This window comes from Mycobacterium sp. SMC-16, from assembly GCF_046250085.1.
GTDB lineage: Bacteria > Actinomycetota > Actinomycetes > Mycobacteriales > Mycobacteriaceae > Mycobacterium > Mycobacterium phocaicum.
The window spans coordinates 5,505,075-5,530,951 of the sequence record NZ_CP176427.1; the positions used below are offsets into that span (position 1 = coordinate 5,505,075).

Genomic DNA, 25,877 nt, shown 5'->3' on the forward strand with positions numbered 1-25,877 from the left:
TCACGTTGCCTCACCGCCCAGATACCTGCCGTACTCGGCAAGCGCTTCGACGGCCAGCATCTCATGGTGCCCGCGCCGCACCTCGTGCACCGTGACAGTGCCGGCGACGTGCGGGCGCCAGCTCTGCGCGAGGAACGCGCCGCGACCGTCGTCATCCGCGGCCGCCGCGACCACTACGACGTCACCGTCGAACCGGCCGGCTTCGTGTTCCCGGTACAGCGCGACGTTGGTGTCGAAGTTGCGGACCAGCAGGTCCAGCAGGCCGTCGTCGACGATGCCGGCCAGCTGGTCCCGGTCGACCGCCTGGTTCGTGACGCGCAGGCTCGGCTCGGCGTCGAGCAGCACCAGCCGGGCGACGGCAGCGCCGCGCCGCTGCAGCTCGACCGCGACGGCATGCGCGACGACACCGCCGAACGACCAGCCCAGCAGGTGGTACGGGCCCGACGGCTGCTCGGCCTGAATCCGGCCGGCGTACGTCGCCGCCATCTCGCGCAGCGATCCCGGTGCGTCCGTGGCCGGTTGCTGGATGCCGATGATCGGACCGTCGACGTAGCCGCCGAGCACCTGGTACGGCCAGCTGATACCGCTGACGGCGGGCAGGCAGAACAGTGGGACGCCCGTACCGGTCTTGAGCACCTGGACCGGCGCGATGTCCGGTGTGGCCGCGCCCTCCGCCGTCAGCCGCTCGCCGAGCGCCTGCACCGTCGGCGCCTCGAACACGGTGGCCACCGACAGCTCGATGCCGAGGTCGGCACGAACAGCCGCGACGAGGCGCATCGCCGAGATGCTGTCGCCGCCGAGATCGAAGAACGACTCGTCCACGCCGACGCGTTCGACGCCGAGGACGCGGCCGTAGACGGCGGCCAGCGCCGCCTCGGTGGCGTTACGCGGCGCCAGGTAGGCGCCCGCGCGGTATTCGGGTGCCGGCAGCGCGCGGACGTCGAGCTTGCCGTTGACCGTGACCGGCAGTGCCGGCAGCACGACGATGGCGGCCGGGACCGCGTGGGCCGGCAGCAGGTCGGCGAGCTGTGTACGCACTGTCGCGGGATCGGCGGTGCCGGTGAGGTAGCCGACCAGACGCTTGTCGCCGGTGCGGTCCTCGCGGGCGACCACGGCCGCCTGGTCCACACCGTCGAGGCGCGCCAAAACCGTTTGCACTTCGCCCAGTTCGATGCGGAAGCCACGAATCTTGACCTGCTCGTCGGCCCGGCCGACGTAGTGCAGCCGCCCATCGGCATCCCAGCGCACCAGGTCCCCGGTGCGGTACATACGTTGTCCGGGTGCGCCGAAGGGGCAGGCCACGAACCGGCCGGCGGTCAGCCCCGGGCGACCGGCGTAGCCGACGCTCACGCCGTCACCTGCGACGTACAGCTCACCGACGACACCCGCGGGAACGGGACGCAACCAGCCGTCCAGCACGAACACCGCCGTGCCGGGCACCGGTGTGCCGATCGGCACCGGACCCGTTGCCGCCGTGAGCGGTTCGGTCATGGCGTCGTACACCGTGGTCTCGGTGGGGCCGTAGGCGTTGATCATGGTGTGCCCGCACGACGTCCAGCGGTCGACCAGCTCGGCGGGGCACGCCTCGCCGCCGACCAGCAGGGCCAGCGGCGCCAGCGCATCGGGCGCCAACGCGCCTGCCGCGGAGGGGGTTTGGGTGAGGATGTTGACCTGCTCGGCCGCGAGCAGGCGCTGGAACTCGTCCGGGTTCGCAGTCACCGACTCGGGCACGATCACCAGGCGGTCGCCGTGCAGCAGTGCGGCCCAGATCTCCCACACCGAGAAGTCGAACGCGCACGAATGGCACTGTGTCCAGACCGCGTCGGCGGGCAGGCCCGCGAGTCGTACCCCGAACTGCCGGGCCACGTTCCTGTGCGCCACCGCCACACCCTTGGGCGTTCCGGTGGTGCCGGAGGTGTAGATCAAGTAGGCGACGCTGTCGGCGTCGGGGTTCGGAAGCCTTGTGGCAGGCCAGTTTTCGGTGACGGTGTCGACGATGACCGGGCCGTCGAACGCGCCGAGCCGGCCGGCCAGGTCTGCGGTCGTGACCGCGACGCCCGGTGCCGCGTCCGACAGCAGGAACGCGAGCCGCTCCGCCGGCAACGCCGGATCGATCGGCAGGTACGCCGCCCCGGCCTTGAGGACCGCGAGGATCGCCACCACCGCGTCGATCGACCGGGGGAACAGCAGTGCCACGGTCCGCCCCGGACCGGTGCCGGCGTCGATCAGTTGGTGCGCCAACCGATTCGCGGCCTCATCGAGGTCGCGGTAGGTCAGCGCGCGGTCCGGTCCGGTGAGCGCGACAGCCTCCGGGTTGCGGTCGACCTGCGCGGCGAAGAGTTCCGGAATCGATGCCGGCACCTCGGCTGTGGCGGCCCGGTTGCCGATCCGGTCCAGTTGCGAGCGCTCCTCGGCGGCAAGCAGATTCACCGACGCGAGCCGCCCGGTGGGGGCGGTGGTCATCGCGACGAGCACGCGTTCGAACCGTTCGACCAGCCGGTCGATGTCGGCCGCGCCGAACACCGCGGTGTCGAACTCGAGACGCAGACCGAGTTCTTCGCCCGGCATGGCCTGCACCGTCAACGGATAGTGGTTCTGCTCATGGCTGCTGAACTCGGTGATGGTCAGGTCCCCGGCGCCGCCCGACGAGGCGGGGCCCAGCGGGTAGTTCTCATACGCGAACAGCGTGTCGAAAAGCCGGTCCTGACCGGTGATCCGGTGCATCTCGGCGAGTGACAGGTGCTGGTGGTCGAGTGTCCGGTTGTGCGCATCCTGCATCTGGTCGAGCAGTTCGGCCGCGGTGGTGGCCGCGGTCGCGGTGACCCGCACCGGGACGGTGTTGATCATCAGGCCGACCATCTCGTCCGCGCCGGCCACGTCGGTCGGGCGGCCCGACACCGCGGTTCCGAACACCACGTCGTGGCGGCCGGTCAGCTGCATGAGCAGCTGCGCATAGGCCGCCTGCAGGACGACGTTCACGGTGGTGTGACGGGCCCGCGCCAGCTCACCGACGGCATGCGTGGTTTCGGCCGACAGCGCAACAGATTTCACGCCTCGGGTACCGGAGACGGCCCGTGGTGTGACCAGTGTCGGGGTGTCGACGCCGGCCAGCACCTCGGCCCAGGCGGTACGTGCGGCATCGAGGTCCCGCTCGGCGAGCCACGTGACGAAGCGGCGGTAGGGCACCGCGGCGGGCAGCCGGTAGCCGTGATAGCCGGCGAAGATCTCGCGCAGCAGGACCGGTAGTGACCAGCCGTCCATCACGACGTGGTGGTTGGTGAGCACCAGCCGGTGCCGGTGTTCGCCGGTGCGGATCAGGGCCACCCGGAACGCCGGCCGGTCGCTGAGGTCGCACACCGCAGCACGTTCGGCGGCGCAGATGTGCGCGACCTCGTCGTCGGTTGCCTCCAACACCCGCCACGCGACGTCGGGCGCCGCCGGGATGACCTGCACCTCGAGGCCGGTGTAGAAGCGGGCCGCGATGTTCGGGTGCCGCTGCACCACCACCTGCACGGCGTCCCGCAGCCGCTCCGCGTCGAGCGGACCGGCCAGACTCAGATCCAGTTGCACCGCATACAGATCGGCGTCGGCGCCGGACTGCGCGGCGTGGAAGAGCAGGCCCTGTTGCAGCGGTGTCAGCGGCAGGATGTCGGCGACGGGGTGTGCGCGTTCCAGCTCGTCGATCTGCTGCTGATCCAGGCGCGCCGGTGCGATGTCCGACGGCGTCAGACCGCCGCCGCCGGCGCGGACCAGGGCGCAGATGCCGGTCAGCGCGTCGAACCACAGGCGGCTCAGGCGGGTCACCTGTTCCTGGTCGAGCGCGGACGGTGCCCACATCCAATTGGCGTGCAGCTGCGGGCCGGCGTCGGTGTCGACGGTGCCGGCGTTGAGCTCGACGGTGTGCATCAGCGGCATCGGTACCGCGGTGGCCAGACCGGTGACCTCTGCGGAGCCATCCCGGCCGACCTGCCACAGTTCGTCGGACAGTTCGGAGCCGCCGCCGAGGCGGCCCAGGTAGTTGAATCCGATTGCCGGATCGTCGGTTTCGAGGTCGACGTCGTCGTTCAGGTAGCGCAGCAGGCCGTACGTCAGGCCGTCCGGCAGTGCCCGCAGTTGCTCCTTGGCGTCCTTGAGCACGGCGCCCAGCGCGGCGTCACCGGACGTCACCTGTGTCCAGGAGAGGTCGCCGACCGTGACAGCCACCGGGTACTTGGTGGTGAACCAGCCGACGGTGCGCGACAGATCGAGGTGGTCGGCCAGCTCGTCGTGGCGGCCGTGACCTTCCACGTCGATGCCGATGGTGCGATCACAGTTCGCGAATTCGGCTAGCGCCAAGGCGAATCCGATCAGCAGGACATCGTTGATGCCGGCATGGAATGCCGCCGGCGCCTCGCGCAGCAGTGTCGGCACGGTGTCGACATCGTCCAGCGTGACCGACAGCCGCCCAGCGGCGGCGAAGGTGTCGCGCGCCGGCTGCACGGCGGGCAGCAGTGCCGGCGTCGCCGCCACCTGCTGCCAGGCCGCCGCCTGCGCGACCACCTCGGGCGCCGTAGAGCGTTCGGTGAGGACCTGCGCCCAGCGCTGGAACGACGTACCGCTCGCCGGTAGCTCGACCGGCTGCCCCGCGCGGGACTGCAGCCACGCGACGTTCAAGTCCTCCAACAGGATTCGCCACGACACCCCGTCGACCGCGAGGTGGTGGATGATCAGCACCAGCTGACACGCGGGCGCCACCCACAGCGCGCTCAGCATCACGCCGGCCGCCGGATCCAACCGCGACCGGGCCGCGACCACCGCGTCTTCCGTCAGCTCGTCGACCGTGTGCAGGCAATCCCCGGCGGTCGTGCCGGAGTCGGGCACCTGCAGTGACCAACCCGCATCGACCTGCACGCCCGCGCCACCACCTGCATCGACATGATGCTGTCGCCGCCCAGCTCGAAGAACGAATCGTCGACGCCGACCCGTTCCACGCCGAGGACGTCGGCGTAGACCGCGGCCAGTGTCTCCTCGACCGGGGTGCGCGGCGCCCGATACTCATCGGCGTTGCCGTACGTCGGCGCCGGGAGCGCGCGGCGGTCCAGCTTGCCGTTCGGGGTCAGCGGCAGCGTCGCGAGCGCGACGACGGCGGCCGGAACCATGTACGGCGGAAGGTGTTTGGCCACGGCGTTCCGCGCCTCGGCCGGGTCGGCCGTGCCGGTGATGTAGCCGACGAGTCGCTTGTCGCCGGGGCGGTCCTCGCGCACGATCACCGCGGCCTGCCGGACCCCGTCGAGGCCGGCCAATGCCGTTTGCACGTCGCCCAATTCGATGCGGTAGCCGCGAATCTTGACCTGTTCGTCGGCACGGCCCAGGTACTGCAGCTGGCCATCGGCGCCCCACCGGACGAGGTCACCGGTGCGGTACATGCGTTGCCCCGGCGCGCCGAACGGGCACGCCACGAAGCGTGACGCCGTCAGCGCGCCGCGGCGCACATATCCGGCCGCGACACCCGAGCCCGCGACGTACAGCTCGCCCACCACGCCGACCGGCACAGGGCGCAACCACTCGTCCAGGACGAAGGACGCCGCGCCCGTCACCGGCATGCCGATCGGCACGGCAGGTGAACCCGCGGTGAGCGGTGCGCTGACCGCGGCGTAGATGGTGGCCTCGGTGGGGCCGTACGCGTTGAGCATGACGCGGCCCGCGCCGGTGCTGTCGGTCGCCCAGCGGTCGACGAGCTCGGGCGGGCAGGCCTCGCCCGCCACCACCAGCGACGTCGACTCCAGGCCCTGCGGGGACAACATCATTGCGGCGGAGGGGGTTTGGGTCAGCATCGTGACGCCCTCGGCGACCAGCAGCTCGTGCAGTTCCTCCGGCGCGCGGGCCGCCGTCTCGGACACCACGACCAGGCGCCCGCCGTGCAGCAGGGCCCCGAAGATCTCCCACACCGAGACGTCGAAGGCCAGCGAGTGCCACTGACTCCAGACGCGGGCGGCCGGCAGCTGATCGTCCAGCCGCCCCAGCAGGCCGACGACGTTGCGGTGCGTGATGGCAACCCCCTTGGGCACACCGGTGGTGCCCGAGGTGTAGATCAGGTACGCGACATCACCCTCAGCCGGCACGGGAGGCGTTGTGACGGGCTGGTTTTCGATGTCGGCATCGGCCGCATCGAGGACCGGGCCGCCGAACCCGGCGAGGCGCTCGGCCAGGTCGCCGGTCGTGACCGCCGCGACCGGCGCGGCGTCGCCGAGCATGAACTCGATGCGCGTCGCCGGCAGTGCGGGATCGATCGGCAGGTACGCCGCCCCCGCCTTGAGCACCGCGAGGATCGAGACAATCGCCTCGGCCGAGCGGTGGAACAGCAATGCCACCGTCTGTCCCGGGCCCGCGCCGTGGCCGATCAACCTGGCCTCGAGCGCGTCGTGCAGCCGGCTCGCCGACCACTGCGTCGCATCGACGACGTCCCAGCCGAAATCGGCACGCGCTGCGGGGATCACGACCTGCTGCGGGGTGCCGTCTGGTGCGGTGAGCAACGTGCGCAGGCTCTCGTGCCGGCCGACGACGTCGGCCAGCGCGGCGCCCAGCGCATCGACGTTCAGGGTTCCGGTGATCCGCAGGGCCGTCGCCATGTTGTAGACCGGCGAGGGTCCCTGCACCTGGTCGACGAGCCACAGCCGGTTCTGTGCGAACGACAGCGGCACCACGTCGGGCCGCTCGGCCACGGTCAGCGGTTGCAGGCCGCGCTCGCCCGCGGCGATGCGCGGCGCCAGCTGGGCGACGGTGGGCGCCTCGAAGACCACACGGACCGGGAGGTCGACATCCAGTGCGGAGTTGATCGCGGCGACCAGCCGCATGGTCGACAGCGAGTCGCCGCCGAGATCGAAGAACGAGTCATCGACACCGATGCGCTCGATGCCGAGCACCTGCGCGTAGACACCCGCCAGAATCTCCTCGGTGAGGCTGCCCGGTGCCCGGTACACGCCCGCAACGTATTCCGGCTCCGGTAGCGCGCGGGTGTCGAGCTTGCCGTTGACCGTGACGGGCAGTTCGGGCAGGCCGACGACCGCAGCCGGGACCATGTAGCCGGGCAACTGCTGCGCCAGCGTCGCACGCACCTCAGCCGGATTCACCGCCCCCACGACGTAGCCGACAAGGCGCTTGCCGCCCGCCTCGTCCTCGCGGATGACCACCACCGCCTGCTCGACACCGGCCACGGCGGCCAGCGCAGACCGCACTTCACCCAGTTCGATGCGATGGCCGCGGATCTTGACCTGTTCGTCGGCGCGGCCGAGGTAACGCAGCTGCCCGTCGGGACCCCAACTCGCGAGATCGCCGGTCCGGTACATCCGTGTTCCCGGCGCGCCGAGCGGGCACGCCATGAAACGTGTTGCGGTCAAGGCGGATCGGCCCCAGTAGCCAACTCCGACGCCGCGGCCCGCCACGTAGAGCTCGCCGATCGCACCCGGGCGCACCGGCCGCAGCCAGGCGTCGAGCACGAACAGCGCCGCACCCGGGACCGGCGAACCGATCGGCGGCGCACCGGAACCCGCCACCAGCGGCGTGCTCTTGGACACCCACATGGTCGTCTCGGTCGGGCCGTACACGTTGCGCATCACGCGTCCCGGCGCCCACCGGTCCACCAACTCCGGCGGGCAGGCCTCGGCGCCGATCAGCAGGGCCATCGACTCCAGGCCCTGCGGCGACAGCACACTCACCGCGGACGGGGTCTGCGCGAGCACCGTGACGCCCTCGCGAACGAGCAAGGCGTGGAACTCATCTGGCGAGCGGACTACCGCGTCGGGTACCACCACCAGTCGCCCGCCGTGCAGGAGGGCGGCCCAGATCTCCCACACCGAGAAGTCGAACGAATACGAGTGGAACTGCGCCCAAACGGGAGGCGGACCGAGCACCGGGCTCAATTCGATACCCAGCTCCAGCCCGTCGAACAGCTGCGTGACGTTGCGGTGTGTGACGGCGACGCCCTTGGGCTGCCCGGTGGTTCCGGAGGTGTAGATGACGTGCGCGACGTCGTCGGCACGCGGTCCCGACATCGTTGTCGCATGGCCGTTTTTCTGTTCCGCGACTGTCACCAAATCCAGCACCGGCACGCCCAGCCCCGACATCTCTGCAACGAGTTCCGGGGTCGTGAGCAGCAGCACCGGCGCCGTGTCGGCGACCATGAACGCCACGCGTTCCGCGGGCAGTGCGGGATCGATCGGCAGGTACGCCGCGCCCGACTTGAGCACCGCCAGGATCGCGATCACCGCGTCGGCCGAGCGCGGGAACATCAGCGCCACGGTCCGCCCCGGGCCCGCGCCGCGGGCCGCCAGCGCGCCCGCCAGCCGGGTGGCCGCCGCATCCAGCTCCCGGTAGGTCCAGGCCGAATCCCGGTAGGTCAGCGCCACCGCGTCGGGGGTCCGCGCCACCTGTGCGGCGAACAGTGTCGGAACCGTCTGTCCGGCAACAGGTTCAGCCAGGACGGCGCGCCCACTCCAGCGATCCACCGTGGTCTGCTCGTCCGGACCGAGGGCATCGATCGCCGACAGCGGCCGGTCCGGATCGGTCGCCATGGCCGCCAGTACGGTCTGCAGCCGCTCGATCAGCGCCGCGATATCGGCGGCGCCGAACACCGTCGTGTCGTACTCGACGCGGATGGTCAGCTCGCGGCCGGGCTGCGCCTGCACGGTCAGCGGGTAGTGCGTGGATTCGTGGGTGGCGACGTCGGTGACGGCCAGTTGGGCATCGCTCGACAACGCCGCGGTGTCGACGGGGTAGTTCTCGAACGCGAACAGCGTGTCGAACAGCTGGTCCTGCCCGGTGATGCGGTGAATCTCATTGAGCGCCAGGTATTGATGCTCCAGCGTGTCGTTGTATCCGCCCTGCAGTTGATCGAGCAGTTCCGCCGCCGTCGTGGTGGCGGTGAGGTTGGCGCGGACCGGCACGGTGTTGATGAACAGTCCGACCATGGCTTCGACACCGGAGACCTCTGCGGGCCGGCCAGACACCGTGGTGCCGAACACCACGTCGTGGCTGCCGGTCAGCCAGCACAGCAGCTGGGCGTACGCGGCCTGCAGCACGGTGTTGACGGTGGTGTGCCGGGATCGCGCCAATTCTCCTGCTGCCGTGGCGATTTCCGCGGGCAGCGTGACGGTCTCGACGCGCCGCTGGCCCGATTCGGTGCGGCCGGCGGGGCCGACCAACGTGGGCGTATCGAGGCCGCGGAGCAGTTCGCCCCACGCAGCGGAGGCCGCGTCGCGGTCCCGCTCCGCCAGCCAGCTGACGTAGTTGCGGTACGGCGTGGCCGGAGGCAGCCGGTGTCCGTGGTAGCCGGCGAAGATCTCCGCCAGCAGGATCGGCATCGACCAGCCGTCGAGCACGATGTGGTGGTTCGTCAGCACGAACCGGTACCGGTCGGGCGCGACCCGGATCAGCGCGGCGCGGAAGACCGCCCCGGCACTGAGGTCGCACACCGCGCCGCGCTCGGTCGCGCGGAAGTCAGCCAGCTGCGCGTCGCTGTCGAGTTCCAGGTACTGCCAGGCGATCTCGGGATCGGCCGGGATGACCTGCACGGGTTGGCCGAACCTCGAGTGGAAGCTCGCCACCAGATGCGGATGCCGGGCGACCGCGGCGCGCACGGCGGCGTGCAGCCGGTCGACGTCGAGCTGCCCGCTGACGCCGATGTCGAGCTGTCCGGCGTAGAGGTCGCCACCGCCCGCGGTGGTGGCGTGGAAGAGCAGACCCTCCTGCACCGGGGTCAGCGGTAGCACGTCGGCGACGCCACCGTGCCGTTCCAGGTCGTCGAGCTGCTGCTGGCTGAGGCGAGCCGGCGCAATGTCGGACGGGGTCAGTCCGCCGCCACCGTCGGACACGTGGGCGCAGATACCGGCCAGCGCCTCGAACCACAGTCGGCTCAGGTGGGTCACCTGGTCCGCGTCGAGCGCCGACGGCGCCCACGTCCAATTGGCGTGCAGCCGTGGGCCGTCCGGTGTCTCGACGGCGCCGGCGCCCAGTTCCAGGGTGTGCATCAGCGGCATGGGGATCGCCATGGCCGCGGCGGGTGTGTGGTCACCGATGCGCCAGAGGTCCTCGGACAGTTCGGCGGTACCACCCTGGCGCCCGAGGTAGTTGAAGCCGACGGCCGGCTCGGGTCCGCTCACATCCGCGTCATCATTGAGGTAGCGCAGCAGCCCGTAGTTCAGCGGGTCCGGCAGCGCGCGCAGCTGCTCCTTGGCGTCCTTGATGACGGCACCCAGTGCCGCATCACCCGCGATCACCTGTGCCCAGCTGATGTCCCCGAGCGTGATCGCCACGGGGGACTTCGTGGTGAACCAGCCGACGGTGCGGGTCAGGTCGATGTCGGGGCCGAGGTCTTCATGACGCCCGTGGCCCTCGACATCGATGCCGATCGTCCGGCCGTGCTTGCCGGCGAATTCGGCCAGCGCCAAGGCGAATCCGATGACCAGGATGTCGTTGATCCCGGCGTGGAACGCCGCGGGGACGGCGCTCAGCAGCGCCGCGGTGGTCGCGGTGTCCAGTTCGGCCGCCAGGTTACCAGCGGCGGCGAAGGTGTCGACTGCGGGCTGTACGGCGGGCAACACGGCGGGCGCCTGCGCAACCCGCTGCCAGGCCGCGGCATGACCGGCGACGTCGGCGTCCCGGGCGTGCTCGGTGAGCAGTTCCGCCCACCGCCGGAACGACGTGCCGCCCACCGGCAGTGCCACGGGCTGTCCGTCCCGGTGCTGCATCCATGCGATGTTCAGGTCTTCCAACAGGATTCGCCAGGACACCGCGTCGACAGCCAGGTGGTGGATGATGATCGCGAGTTGCCGGGTGTCCGCCACCCACAGCGCGCTGAGCATGACCCCGGCAGCGGGGTTCAGCTGCGCACGCGCCGCGGCCAGCGCGTCGTCGGACCACGTGTCCACCGTATGGAGGCAGCCGCGCGCATCCACAGCGCCGGGCTCGGCGGTGCTCAACTCACCGTCCGCCGCGACGCGCATGCGCAGCGTGGCGTGGTGATCCAGCAAGGCCTGCAACAGGATTACCGCGTCGGCCGCAGTGGCGTCCGCCGGGGCCTGCACCAGGACCGTCTGGTTGAACTGGTCGGTGGGACCGTCGACGCTGCGCAGCCAGTCGATGATCGGCGTGGCCGGCAGCGGCCCGATACCCGAATCCGCTGCCCCGCCCGGATTCTCGTTCATTTCGACCACGCGGGCCAGCCGGGCGACGGTCTGCTCGACGAACAGGTCCTTGGTCCGGCAGGTCAGGCCTGCCGCCCGCGCCCGGGTCACGACCTGCATCGACGAAATGCTGTCGCCACCGAGGTCGAAGAACGAGTCGTCCACGCCGACGCGCTCGACACCGAGCACCGCGGCGTAGATGCCGGCGAGGATTTCCTCGATCGCGTTCGCGGGTGCGCGGTAGTCGCCCGCGGCGTACTCGGGCGCCGGCAGCGCGCGGATGTCGAGTTTGCCGTTGGCGGTCAGCGGCAGCTCCGGCACCATGATCACCGCGGCCGGAATCATATACGCCGGCAACCGATCTGCCAGTGCGAGACGGACCACAGCCGGGTCGGCGGTCCCGGTGAGGTAGCCGACCAGGCGTTTGTCCCCGGGCCGGTCTTCGCGGGCCACCACCGCGGCCTGCTCCACGCCGTCGAGGTCCGCCAACGCAGCTTGGATGTCGCCGAGTTCGATGCGGTAGCCGCGGATCTTGACCTGATCATCGACGCGGCCGAGGTAATCCAATTGGCCGTCGGCGCGCCACCGCACCAGATCACCGGTGCGGTACATGCGAGCGCCCGGTCCGCCGAAGGGGCAGGCCACGAAGCGCGAGGCAGTCAGCCCGCCGCGGCGCAGATAGCCTGCCGCCACACCCGCGCCGGCCAGGTACAGCTCACCGACGACACCGATCGGAACCGGCCGTAACCGGCTGTCCAGCACGAACGTCGCGCCGTTCGGCACCGCTGAGCCGATCGGCACGGTCGGGTCGCCGGGGGTCAGCGGCGCGCTGATCGCGGCGTAGATGGTGGCTTCTGTCGGGCCGTACGCGTTGATCATGACGCGGCCTGCCCAGCGCTCGACCAGATCGGTGGGGCATGCCTCGCCCGCGACGACCAGCGTGACGCCGTCCAGGCCGGCGGGCGAAAGTGCGCCTGCCGCAGACGGAGTCAGGCTCAGCACCGTGACGCGCTCGGCGACCACGAGGGCGTGGAGGTCCTCCGGCGCCCGCGCCACCGACTCGGGCACGACGACCAGCCGCCCGCCGTTCAGCAACGCACCGAAGATTTCCCACACCGAGACGTCGAAAGCCAACGAGTGCCACTGGCTCCAGACGCCCGCGGTGGGTAGTCCGGAATCCGGGGCGGCGATGAGCTGGGTGACGTTGCGGTGCATGACCGCAACGCCTTTGGGCACACCGGTGGTGCCGGAGGTGTAGATCAGGTAGGCGATGTCATCGGCCGCGGGGCCGGCCGGCGACGCGTCGGGCTGTGCGGCCACGGTCGGGTCGTCGACGTCGATCACCGGGAACTCGAGTCCGCTGACGCGGTCCGCCAGCTCACCCGACGTGATCACCGCGACCGGTGCGGCGTCGGCGAGCACGAATTCGACGCGGGACACCGGCAGCGCCGGATCGAGCGGCAGGTACGCCGCCCCGGTCTTGAGCACCGCCAGGATCGCCACGATGGCTTCCGCGGACCGTGGCAGCAGCAGTGCCACAGTCCGTCCCGGAGCGGCGCCGTGCGTGGCGAGCAGATGCGCGAACTGGGTGGCCCGCCGATCGAGTTCGCGGTAGGTCAGGGTGTCGCCTGCGCAGCTGAGTGCCGGCGCGTCCGGAGTACGCGTGACCACCGCGGCGAACAGTTCCGGGATCGACACGTCCGGCGCGGGCCGGTCCAGCGCCGCGCGGTTGGCAATGTCGTCGAGGCGCGTGTGCTCGGCGTCGTCGAGCAACTCGATGCCGGACACCGGCGCGGTGGGATCGGCACTGACCGCGGCGAGGACGCGCCGCATCCGTTCGATCAGTGTCTCGATGGTCGCGGCGTCGAAGACGTCGGTGCGATATTCGACGGTGCCCGCGATGCCGGCAGGTGCGCCGTCCTCGCTCCAGCGCTCGCCGAGCGAGAACGTCAGATCCATGCGGGCGGTCTGGGTGTCGACGGGGACGGGCGTCACCTCGAGGTCGCCGAGCGTCAGCCCGGCAGCGCCCTGCCCCTGTTGTCCGGGAAGGTTCTGCCACGCCAGCAGCACCTGCACCAGCGGGTGGTGCGTCAAGCTGCGGGTGGGGTTGAGCCGCTCGACCAGCACCTCGAACGGCACGTCCTGGTTCTCGTAGGCCGCGAGACTGCGCTGCTGCACCTGGGCCAGCAGGTCGGTGAACGTGGGATCGCCGGCCAGGTCGACGCGCAGCACCAGCGTGTTGACGAAGAAGCCCACCAGCTCGTCGAGCGCCGGGTCGGTGCGGCCCGCAATCGGGAAGCCCACGGCGACATCGGAACTCGCGCTGAGCGCGGACAGCAACACGGCCAGGGCGGCCTGCACCACCATGAATCCGGTGGCGTGGTGTTCGCGGGCCACCTGCGCGATCTGCTGCTGCAGTTCGGCCGGCCAGTCGATGGTGACGGTGGCGCCGTGCTGATCCGCCACGAGCGGGTACGGCCGATCGGTCGGCAGTTGCAGCCGTTCGGGCAGCCCCGCCAACGCGTCCTGCCAGTAGTCGAGCTGTGCCGCGATCGGGCTGTCGCCGTCGTGCAGATCACCGAATTGCGCCCGCTGCCACAGCGTGTAGTCGACGTACTGCACCGGCAGCTCGGGCCATTGCGGTGGCTGTCCGGCGCACCGGCTCGCATAGGCCACACTCAGGTCTCGCGCCAAAGGTGTGATGGACCAGCCGTCGGCCGCGATGTGATGCACGGCGGCGACCAGGATGTGCTCGTTGTCGGCAACCCGGAACAGGCTGGCCCGCAACGGAATATCGGTGGAGATGTCGAAGGCGTACCGCGCCGCGCTGTCCACGGCGGCGGCCAGCCGGTCCGTGGTCCAGCCGGTCGCATCGGTGCTCTCCCAACCGATGTCGGCGGCCGCGGCCGGCAGCACCACCTGCTGCGGTACGCCGTCCGGCGCGACGAAGACCGTGCGCAGCGCCTCGTGGCGTCCCACGACATCGACCAGTGCGGCCTGCAGGGCGGCAGCATCGAGGTCGCCGGTCAGACGCAGCACCGTGGAGAGGTTGTAGGTCGCGGACGGGCCCTGCAGTTGCTCCAGGAACCACAGGCGATTCTGCGCGAACGACAAGGGGAGCACGGTCGGCCGCGCCGAATCCGGGATCGCCACGAGCGGGTCCCGGCGCGCCGTGGACGCCCCGATCCGCGGTGCCAGTTCCGCGATGGTCGGCGCCTCGAACACCGTCCGCACCGCCAGGTCGGTGCCGAGTGCGGCGTTGATCGCGGCGATCAGGCGCATCGCGGCGATGCTGTCGCCGCCGAGATCGAAGAACGAATCATCCACGCCGACGCGGCTGTGTCCCAACAGGTTCGCGAAGATACCGGCCAGGATTTCCTCGACCGCGGTCGCCGGCGCCCGGTAGTCGCCCACCGCGTAGTCGGGCGCGGGCAGCGCGCGCGTGTCCAGCTTGCCGTTGGCGGTCAACGGCAAGCGGTCCAGCGTCACGATCGCCGCGGGCACCATGTACCCGGGAATCCGTCCGGCCAGTTCGGCCCGGGCCGCCGCCGGGTCGACCGGGCCGGTCACGTACCCGACCAGACGCTTGTCACCCGGCCGGTCTTCACGGGCGATCACCACGGCCTGCTCGACACCGCCCAGCGCGGCCAAAGCTGTTTGCACGTCACCGAGTTCGATGCGGTAGCCGCGAATCTTGACCTGTTCGTCGGCGCGGCCCAGGTACGTCAGCTGTCCGTCGGCACCCCACCGCACCAGGTCTCCGGTGCGATACATCCGCTGCCCCGGCGCCCCGAACGGGCAGGCCACGAAACGCGATGCGCTCAGTCCGGCGCGGCCCAGATAGCCGACGCCCACACCCGCACCGGCGACATAGAGCTCACCGATCACCCCGGGCGGCACCGGCCGCAACGCACTATCGAGCACGAACAGCGCCGCGCCGCCCACCGGCGAACCGATCGGCACCACAGCGGATTCCGCCACCGACTGGGCCGTCAGCGGTGCACTGATCGCGACACACATCGTCGTCTCGGTCGGTCCGTAGGCATTGACCATGACGCGGCCGTCGGTCGCCCAACGCCGCACCACCTCGGGCGGGCAGGCCTCACCCACCGCGACGAGCGCGGCGTGCTCCAGTCCGGCGGGCGACAATACCGCTGCCGCCGTTGGAGTCTGGGTCAGGACCGTGACGCCTTCTGCCACCAGCGTCTGATGCAGGTCCGCCGATGACCGGGCGACATCGTCACCGATCACCACGACGCAGCCGCCGCGCAGCAGTGGCCCGAAGATCTCCCACACCGACACGTCGAATGCCAGCGAGTGAGCGTGGCTCCATACCCCGGCTGCGGGCAGGCCCGCGTCGAGAGTGCCGAGCAGCTGGGTCACATTGGCGTGCGTGAGCCCGACGCCTTTGGGCACACCGGTGGTGCCCGAGGTGTAGATCAGGTAGGCCGGCACATCGGCATCCGGCAGCGGCAGCGCTGAATCAGCTTGTCCGGCAGCATCGCTGACCGTGAGCACGGCACCGCTGAAGCCGGCGACCAGCTCCGGGTCGGCAGTGATCGCCGCCGCCGGCGCCGCGTCACCCAGGACGAACTCGATGCGCGACGACGGCCATGTGATGTCGACCGGCAGGTAGGCCGCCCCGGCCTTGAGCACGCCGAGCATCGCGACGATGGCGTCGGCCGAGCGGGAAAGCAGCAGTGCGACAACCGAACCCGGCCCGACGCCGTGAGCGGTCAGCAGGTGGGCGACCCGGTTCGACGCCGCGTCAAGTTCCGCGTATGTCAGCGCTGCGCCGGCGTCGCTGATCGCCACCGCATCGGGAACGGTACGGACGTGGGTGCCGAACAGTTCGGGGATCGACGGCTGGGCCGATGGCCGCGTCAGGACGTCCCGATGGCCGATCGCCTCGATCCGTTCGCGCTCGTCGGCCGTCAGCAGATCGATGGTGGACAGTGTTCGACCGGTCTCGGCGGTCATGGCCGCCAGTACGCCTTGCATCCGGCGCACGAGCGCCTCGACGCTCGCCGCGTCGAACACGTCGGTGCGGAACTCGACGATGCCGCCGATGCCGGCGGGTTCCCCTGCGGCAGTCCAGCGTTCGGACAGCGAGAACGCGAGATCCATGCGTGCGGCCTGGGTCTCCACGGGCAGCGGCGTGACCGTCAGGTCACCGAGCGCCAATCCGCTCTCGACGTCGATGTGCTGCCATGGCAGGTTCTGCCAGCCCAGCAGCACCTGCACCAGCGGATGGTGCGACAGCGAACGCGCCGGGTTCAGTCGCTCGACCAGCACCTCGAACGGCACGTCCTGGTGCTCGTAGGCCGCCAGGCTGCGGGCCCGCACCTGCGCCAGAAGCTCTTCGACAGTGGGGTTTCCGGCCAGATCGACACGCAGCACCAGGGTGTTGACGAAGAAGCCCACCAGATCGTCGAGGGCGGGGTCCCGCCGCCCGGCGATCGGAAAGCCGATGGCGACATCGGAACTGGCGCTGAGCTTGGCCAGCATGACGGCCAGCGCGGCCTGCACGACCATGAAGCTGGTCGCATTGTGCTCGCGTGCCACCCGGGCGATCTGCTGTTGCAACTCGGCGGGCCAGTCCACTTCGATCGTGGCGCCCTGCAGATCGGCGACGGCCGGGTACGGCCGGTCGGTCGGCAGGTCGATGCGGTCGGGGAGGCCGGCCAGGGCCTCGGTCCAGTAGGTCAGCTGGGCCGAGACCTCGCTGTCGGGCGCATCGAGTTCGCCGAGTTGCTCGCGCTGCCACAGCGTGTAGTCGACGTACTGCACGGCCAGCGGCGCCCAGCCCGGCGCGTGACCGGCACAGCGGCTGACGTATGCCGTGCCCAGATCGGTGACCAGCGGCTGCAACGACCAGCCGTCGGCGGCGATGTGATGCACCACTGCCACCAGCAGGTGCTCGTCAGCGGAGAGCCGGAACAGGCTGGCGCGCACCGGGATTTCGGTGGCCAGGTCGAAAACGTACCGTGCGGCCGCGCGTACCGCGTCGGTGCGCTGCTCGTCGGTCCAGGCAGCGGCATCGACGACATCCCAGCCGAGCTCCACCTGGTCGGCGGGAAGGATCACCTGCCGGGGCGTGCCGCCCGTCGCCGCGAACACGGTGCGCAGGCTCTCGTGCCGGCCGACCACGTCGGCCAGCGCCGCACGCAGCGCCTCGGCATCGAGACGCCCCTGCAGCCGCAGCAGCACCGGCATGTTGTAAAGCGCTGACGCGCCCTGCAATTGGTCGACGAACCACAACCGGTTCTGGGCGAAGGACAGCGGGATGCGGTCGGGACGCTCGACGGCCGCGATGGCCGCCAGGGGCTCGCGTCGCGTCGCTCCGTCGCCGATCCGCGCCGCGAGCTGAGCCACGGTGGGCGCCTCGAAGACCGTGCGCACCGGCAGCTCGACGTCCAGCGCCGCATTGATGCCGGCGATCAACCGCATGGTGGACAACGAATCTCCACCGAGGTCGAAGAACGAATCGTCCACGCCGACGCGCGCGACACCGAGAAGTTCGGCGTAGATGGCCGTCAGGGCCTCCTCGACCGGGCCCGACGGCGCCCGGTACCGCGCGGTGTCCTGGTAGTCCGGCACCGGCAGGGCCCGCGTGTCCAGCTTGCCGTTGACGGTGACCGGAAGGGCCGGCACCGCGATGACGGCGGCCGGAACCATGTAGCCCGGCAGCCGGTGCGCCAGCGCGGTGCGCGCCTCGACCGGGTCCGCCGGGCCGACGATGTAGCCGACCAGTCGCTTGTCGCCGGGACGGTCTTCGCGCGCGATCACCGCCGCGTGTTCCACGCCCGGCAGTTCGGCCAAAGCCGAACGGACATCGCCCAATTCGATGCGGTAGCCGCGCACCTTGACCTGCTCGTCAGCGCGGCCGAAGTAGTCCAGCTGCCCGTCGGGCCGCCACGACACCAGGTCGCCGGTGCGGTACATGCGGGTGCCCGGTTCACCGAACGGGCAGGCCATGAAACGTGTTGCCGTCAGGCCGGATCGGCGCCAGTAGCCGATGCCGACGCCGCGGCCCGCGAGGTACAACTCACCGACCACGCCCGGCGGCACGGGCCGCAGCGACTCGTCGAGGACGAAGAACGCCGCACCCGCCGTGGGCGAGCCGATCGGCGGCGCCCCGGAGCCCGCGGTCAGCGGCAGGCTCTTGCACAGCCACATGGTCGTCTCGGTCGGGCCGTAGACGTTGACCATGGTCCGGCCGGGTGCCCAGCGGTCGACCATTTCGGGCGGGCAGGCCTCGGCGCCGATCACCAGGGCGGCCGCGTCCAGCCCTGTGGTGGACAACACCGCTGCGGCCGAGGGAGTTTGGGTGAGCACGGTGACGCGCTCGCGCACCAGCAGGCCGTGGAAATCGTCGGCGGAGCGGGCCACCGCGTCGGGCACGACCACCAGGCGGCCGCCGTGCAGCAGCGCGCCCCAGATCTCCCACACCGAGAAGTCGAACGCGTAGGAGTGGAACTGCGTCCACACCTGTTCGGGCGACAGCTCGATGCCGATCTCCAGGCCCTGGAAGAGCTGGACGACGTTGTACTGCGTGACCGCAACGCCTTTGGGCATCCCGGTGGTGCCCGAGGTGTAGATCAGGTGCGCCACGTCGTCGGGCGCCGGTCCCGGTGGCGCGGTGTTCGGCTGCGTCGCCAACCGCGGGTCGGCCACGTCGATGACCGTGCCGCCGAATCCGACGAACCGGTCGCCCAGCTCCGCGGTGGTGACGACGGCGATCGGTGCGGCGTCGCCGAGCATGAATTCGATGCGGGCCGCCGGCAGCGCCGGGTCGAACGGCAGGTATGCCGCGCCCGACTTCTGCACCGCGAGGATCGCCACGATCGCCTCGGCCGAGCGCGAGAACAGCAGCGCGACAATCTGTCCCGGGCCGGCACCCTGCTCGATCAGCAGGTTCGCCAGCCGGTTCGACGCCTCATCGAGTTCCCGGTATGTCAGGGATCGGTCGCCGCAGACCACCGCAATCGCGTCGGGGGTGCGGGCCACCTGGGCGGCGAACACCGCCGGCACCGTCGTCACCGCCGACGGCCGGCCGAGCACGGCGCGGTTGCCCCAGCGGTCCAGCCGGGCCTGCTCGACCTCGTCGAGCAGATCGACCGACGACAACCGCTGCTCGGGATCGGTGCTGAACGCCGACACCATGCGCTCGAACCGGCCGACCAGCGCCTGGATGCTCTCCGCGTCGAAGATGTCCGTGCGGAACTCGACCATCACGTCGAGTCCGTCGGGCTCACCGTCGCCGTCCCAGCGCTCGCCCAGCGAGAACGCCAGATCCATGCGGGCGGTCTGAGTGTCGACCGTCAGCGGGGTCACCTGCAGATCGCCGAGGGCCAACCCGGCCGCGTCGCCGGCCTGCCACGAGAAGTTCTGCCAGCCCAGCAGCACCTGGACCACCGGGTGATGGGTGAGGCTGCGGGTGGGATTCAGCCGCTCGACGAGCATCTCGAACGGCACATCCTGGTGCTCGTACGCCGCCAGGCTCCGCCGGCGGACCTGCGCGAGGAGATCCACGAACGTGGGGTCGCCGCCGGGGAACTCACCCAGGTCGACGCGCAGCACCAGGGTGTTGACGAAGAAGCCGACCAGATCGTCGAGTGCGGCGTCGCGCCGGCCGGCAATCGGAAAGCCGACAGCCACATCGGAAGTCGAGCTGATCCGGGCCAGCAGCGCGGCGAACGCCGCCTGGATCACCATGAAGCTGGTCGCGTTGTGCTCACGGGCGACGCGGCGGATCTGCTGCTGCAGCGCGACCGGCCACTGCACGGTGACCCGGGCACCGTGGTGGTCGGCCGTCGGCGGATACGGGCGATCGGTGGGCAGGTCGAGGCGCTCCGGCAGCCCAGCCAGCGTGTCCTGCCAGAAATCGAGCTGTGCGGCGATGGGCCCGTCGGCGTCCTCGATGTCGCCGAATTGCGCACGCTGCCACAGCGTGTAGTCGACGTACTGCACCGGCAGCGGCGACCAGTCGGGAGCCCGGCCCGCGCACCGACTGGCATAGGCCAGCCCGAGATCACGCACCAGCGGCGTGACCGACGAACCGTCGGCCGCGATGTGGTGCACCACGACGACCAGGATGTGGTTGTCGTCGGTGACACGGAAGAGCTTGGCGTGGAACGGAATCTGCGCCGACAGGTCGAACGTGTGCCGGGCTGCCGCACCCACGGCGTCATCGACCCGGTGCGCGGGCCAGCCGGCGGCGTCGATGGTCTCCCACCCGATGTCGGCGCGGTCCGCGGGAATGATGACCTGCTGGGGTGCGCCCTCGGGCGCCACGAACAAGGTCCGCAGGCTTTCGTGGCGGGCCACCACGTCGGCCAGCGCCCGGCCGAGTGCGTCGGTGTCGAGGCGGCCGCGCAGCCGCAGCGCCACCGCCAGGTTGTAGATGGCCGACGGCCCCTGCAACTGGTCGAAGAACCACAACCGGTTCTGGGCGAACGACAGCGGGAGGACCTCGGGCCGCTCCCCCGCCACCAACGGAGCCAGGCGCGTCGCGTCGCCGCCGACTCGCGGCGCCAGCTGCGCCACGGTCGGCGCCTCGAAGAGCGCGCGCACCGAAAGATCCACGGCCAGGCTCGAATTGACCGCGCCGATCAGCCGCATCGCGGACAGCGAATCGCCGCCCAGGTCGAAGAACGAATCATCCACACCGACGCGCTGCACACCCAGCACCTGGGCGTAGATGTCCGCGAGGATCTCTTCCACCACACCGGCCGGGGCGCGGTAGCCGTCGGTGTCGGTGTACTCGGGTGCCGGCAATGCCTTGCGGTCGAGCTTGCCCGACGTGGTCAACGGCATCTCGTCGAGCACCACGATGTGCTGCGGCACCATGTAATCGGGCAGCCACGCGCTCAGCCGGTTCCGGACGGCACTGATCTTCGTGCTGCTGTGCGGTTCGTTGGCGTGAATGCCGTTTTGCGCGACCGGCCGGTACAGGTCGGCCAGTGGCACCTCCGCCGCGCCGGCCTCTCCCGGGATGACGAAGACGGCATCGACACTGCCGGGTGCCGTACCCCACGTGACGGCGACCTGGTATCCCGCCTCTTCACCGACGCGGTGCAGCTCTTCCGTTGTGGTCTCGGCAGTTTCGGTGTCCGCGGCGAGCCCGGCGAGTTCCCGCTCCAGCCGGACGTCGATGCCCACACCCGCGCGGGGAATGTCGGTGATGCGGATCGCCTTGGGCCGCACGTCGGCCAGCCGGCCCTGCAGTCCGGCCAGGTCGGCACAGTCGGCCCACGTCCAGGTCGGGATGTCGGCCACCGACCGGACGGCCGCGGGTGCCTTATGGATGGTGACGTCGTACCGGTAGCGGTTGAGTTCGTTGTCCGCGGTGCCGCGCTTGATCCGAATGGCAAGTCCGACAGCCGATTCCCGCCGCGCGGCCCACGTCGTGAAGTACTCGGGCGCCAGCAGCAGCTCGGCCTCGCCGAGCACGGCATGCTCGACGCGCTGCCGGAGCACCGCGGCGTCGGTTCCGGCCTCCGCACTGCGGGCCAGCACGATGGCGGTCTGGAAGGTGTTCTGCAGACTGTGGTTTCGGATGTCGCCGAGGAACAGGGTGCCACCGGGCGCCAGCAGCTCCACCGCTTTGTCGATGACCTCGGTCAGGTACGCCGCATTGGGGAAGTACTGGACCACCGAGTTCACGATGATGGTGTCGAAGTGCCCACGGGGCAGTCCGGCGGTGACGTGGGCTGCCCGCGCCATGAACTCGACCCGGTCGCGCCACGGAATCTGCAACTCCCGCAACGACCGCGCCAGCTTGTCGACCGCCGCCGATGACACGTCGGTCGCGACGTACTGCTCGCAGTGCGGTGCGATCTGGGACAGGATCAGGCCCGAGCCGGCGCCGATCTCGAGGACCCGCCGCGGGCGCAGCGCCATGATGCGGTCGATCGTGGCAGCCCGCCACTGCTCCATCTCGGCCAGCGGAATCGGCTCGCCGGTGTAGCTGCTGTTCCAGCCCCGGAAGTCCGAACCGAACTCGGGTGCTTGACCGTCCGCGTCGTCGGCGGCGTACAGCTCGTCGTAGATGTCCTGCCACTCCCCGACGATCTCCGCGTCGTGTTCGGCGTCGCGGGTGCCGTCGGTGGCGTGTTCGAACGTGATGTAGCCGACCAGTTGGGCGCCACCGGTGCCGTGATGCACGGTCGCGGCTGCCTGGCTGACCTGCGGGCAGGCCAGCAGCGCGCTCTCGATCTCGCCCAGTTCGATGCGCTGGCCGCGCAGCTTGATCTGGGTGTCGGCCCGCCCCAGGTAGTCGAGTGTGCCGTCGGCGTTCCAGCGCGCCAGGTCGCCCGTCCGGTACATGCGGCTGCCGGAATCACCTTCGCCACCATACGGATTCGCGACGAACCGCTCGGCGCTCAGTGTGGGCCGGCCGACGTATCCCAGCGCCACCGCCGGGCCTGCCAGGTACAGCTCGCCCGTCACGCCCGGTGGCACGGGGTTGAGCTGGGCGTCGAGCACGAGGGTCCGGGTGCCCGCGATGGGCCTACCGATGTTCACCGGCCGGCCCGGCGTCAGCGGGGTACCGGTGGCCCAGATCGTGGATTCGCTGGGGCCATACGCGTTGAACATGCGGCGCCCGGGCGCCCAGGCCTGCACCAGTTCCTCAGGGCAGGCCTCACCGCCGGTGATCAGAGTGGTCAGCCCGTCGAGCCGCGCCCGGTCCAGTGATGCCACGACTGTCGGGGTCAGCAGCGTCGCGCTCACGCGGTGGTGTTGCATCAGATCGACGAGCGCCTCGCCGGCGTACACGTCCCGCGGTGCCACCACCAATGCAGCGGCCGCGCCGGTCGCCGTCAGCATCTCGAACAGCGACGCGTCGAACGTCGGGGCGGCGACCATCAGCACGCGCGCGTCGGAGGTCAGCTCGTACGATTCCCTTTGTGCCGCAGCGGCACCCAGCAACCCGGCGTGGCTGACCGCCACACCCTTGGGCTCACCCGTCGAGCCCGACGTGAAGATGACGTAGGCGGTGTTGTCGACCGCCAATGGCGCCGAACGCTCGCCGTCGGCGATCGGTTCGGCGCGGTAGCCGGACAGATCGACGTCCGCCCGCAACACCGGACGGGAGCCGGCACCGCCCACCTGGTCCGCGTCCCGCGTGAGCACACACGTGGCGGCGACCGAATCCAGCACCGTGGCAATACGTTCGACGGGGTGGGTGCGGTCCACCGGCACGTACACGCCGCCGGCCTTCAGCACGGCCCACCACGCCACCACGAGTTCGGCGCACCGGTCCATCGCGACACCCACGGCGCGTTCGGGACCGACCCCGTTCTCGATCAGCAGGCGCGCCAGCCGGTTCGAGGTTTCGTCGAGCTCGCGATACGTCAGGCTGCGCGCCCCGTCGATGACGGCGACGGCACCGGGATCGGCAGCGACGGCCGCGGCCAGCAGCTCGGGCCCGAGTCCGATCGGCGCCTGCACGGCGGCACCTGACCACCGCCGCAATTCGTCCTGCTCGGCCTCGCCGAGGAGGTTGATGGACAACAGCTTCCGTGCCGGGTCCTCGGTCATCGCCGCCAGCAGCCGGCTCAGCCTGCCGATCAGCGACGTGATCGCGGCTTCGGTGAACACCTCGGTGTCGTATTCGATGTGCAGCCCGAGCTCGTCGCCCGGGAACGCCTCGACCGTCAGCGGGTAGTGGTTGAACTCGCGGTTCGCGAACTCGGCGATGGCAAGATCGTCGACCCCGACGGACATCCCCGCTTCGACCGGATAGTTCTCGTACACGAACAGCGTGTCGAAGAGTTGGTCATGGCCGGCGACGCGGTGAATCTCGCCCAGCGCCAGGTGCTGATGGTCGAGAGTGTCGTTGTGCGCGGCCTGCAGCTGGTCGAGCAGGCCGGTGACGGTGGTGCCCGCCGTCAGGTTGGCGCGGACCGGCACGGTGTTGATCAGCAGGCCGACCATCGATTCGGTGTCGCCGACATCGAGCTGCCCGAGCCGGGACCGCGCGGTACCGAACGCCACGTCGTGCCTGCCCGTCAAGGACGAGAGCAGCGCTGCCCACGCGCCTTGCAGCACGGTGCTGACGGTGGTCTGGCACGAGCGGGCCAGGTCCGACAGGGCGCGCGTGGTCTCCGCCGGAACCTGGAACGCCGCAAAGCCGCGTTGCCCCCGCCCCAACCGGTCCTGGAGCCGGTCCTGCGGGCCCACGAGCGTCGGCGTATCGAAGTCCGCGAGCACCTCACCCCAAGCCGCGCGCGCCGCATCGAGATCGCGTTCGGCGAGCCAGGTGATGAACTTCCGGTACGACGCCGCGGGCGGCAACCTGTGCCCGGCATAGCCGGCGAAGATCTCACGCAGCAGGATCGGCAGCGACCAGCCGTCGAGCACGATGTGGTGATTGGTCAGCACAAACCGGTGCCGGCCCTCGGCGATTCGGATCAGCAGGGCCCGGAACGGCGGCTCACCGGCGAGGTCGCCGACCGCGACGCGTTCGGCGGCGCACAGTCGCTGAATCTCGTCTTCGTCGAGCACACCGGTCGCGCCGAAATCGAGGAATTGCCAGGCGATTTCCGGCTCCGCCAGGATCACCTGCACCGGTTCGTCGAACTGCTGGCTGAACGTGGCCGCGAGGTGCGGATGCCGGTTGACGGTGCGTTGCACGGCATCGCGGAGTCGCTGCGGGTCCAGCGCGCCGGTCAGCGTGAAATCCAGCTGCACCGAGTACATCTCGGCCGCGACGTCGGCCCGCTCGTGCGCGGTGCTGCTGTGGAACAGCAGGCCCTGCTGCAATGGCGTCAGCGGCAGGATGTCGGCAACTCGGTATTGCTGCTGTAACTGGTCGATCTGCTGCTGCCCCAGGCGGGCCGGGGCGATGTCCGATGGCGTCAGGCCGCCGCCGCCCGTCCGCACGTGTGCGCAGATGCCGGCCAGCGCCTCGAACCACAACCGGCTCAACCGGTTCAGCTGGGCGTCGTCGAGAACCGAAGTCGCCCAGGTCCAGTCGGCCTGCAGCTGCGGCCCGGCTTCGGTGTCGACAGTGCCGGCGTTGAGTTCCACAGTGTGGAACAACGGCAGCGGCGCCGCGGCGCCGGCCAGGGACAGCTCTTCGCGGCCCAACCGCCACAGCTCTTCGACGCCGGCGATCTGCGGAAAACCGAGGCGCCCAAGGTAGTTGAACCCGATGCTCGGGTCCGCGCCGTCCAGATCGACGGTGTCGTCGAGGTACCGCAGCAACCCGTAGGTCAGGCCTGCGGGCTGTGCACGCAGCTGTTCCTTGGCCGCCTTGACGACTGCGCCGAGCGCCTCGTCGCCCGACGTGATCTGCGCCCAGGACAGCTCGCGTAGCGCCAGCGAAACCGGGTATTTCGCGGTGAACCAGCCGACGGTCCGCGACAGGTCGACATCACCGGCAATGTCCTCGTCGCGCCCGTGACCTTCGACGTCGATGCCGACGGGCGACCCACCGGTGCCCAGGAACTCGGTGACGGCAAGGGCGAAACCGATCAGCAGGATGTCCTGCACGCCGGCGTGGAACGCCGCAGGCACCTCGCCGAGGAGGGCCCTGGTGTGCTCGGCGTCGAGCGTCACCGACAGCCGGCCCGCGGTGGCGTAGGTGTCCACATCGGGGTCCGCGGCCGGCAGTGCTGCCGGTACCGAGGCCGCCCGTTGCCAGGCTGCCGCCTGCGCCCGCACGTCCGGATGGTGCGCATACTCGCTGAGCAGCGTGGCCCACCGCTG

Annotated in this window: 1 pseudogene (only partly in view); it reads right to left on the minus strand. The window is 70.5% G+C overall.

The features are described from left to right. Nucleotides 1-25,877: pseudogene (locus ACJEIK_RS26950) on the minus strand (amino acid adenylation domain-containing protein) (its annotated part continues 3,534 nt past the right edge of the window); the annotation flags it as partial.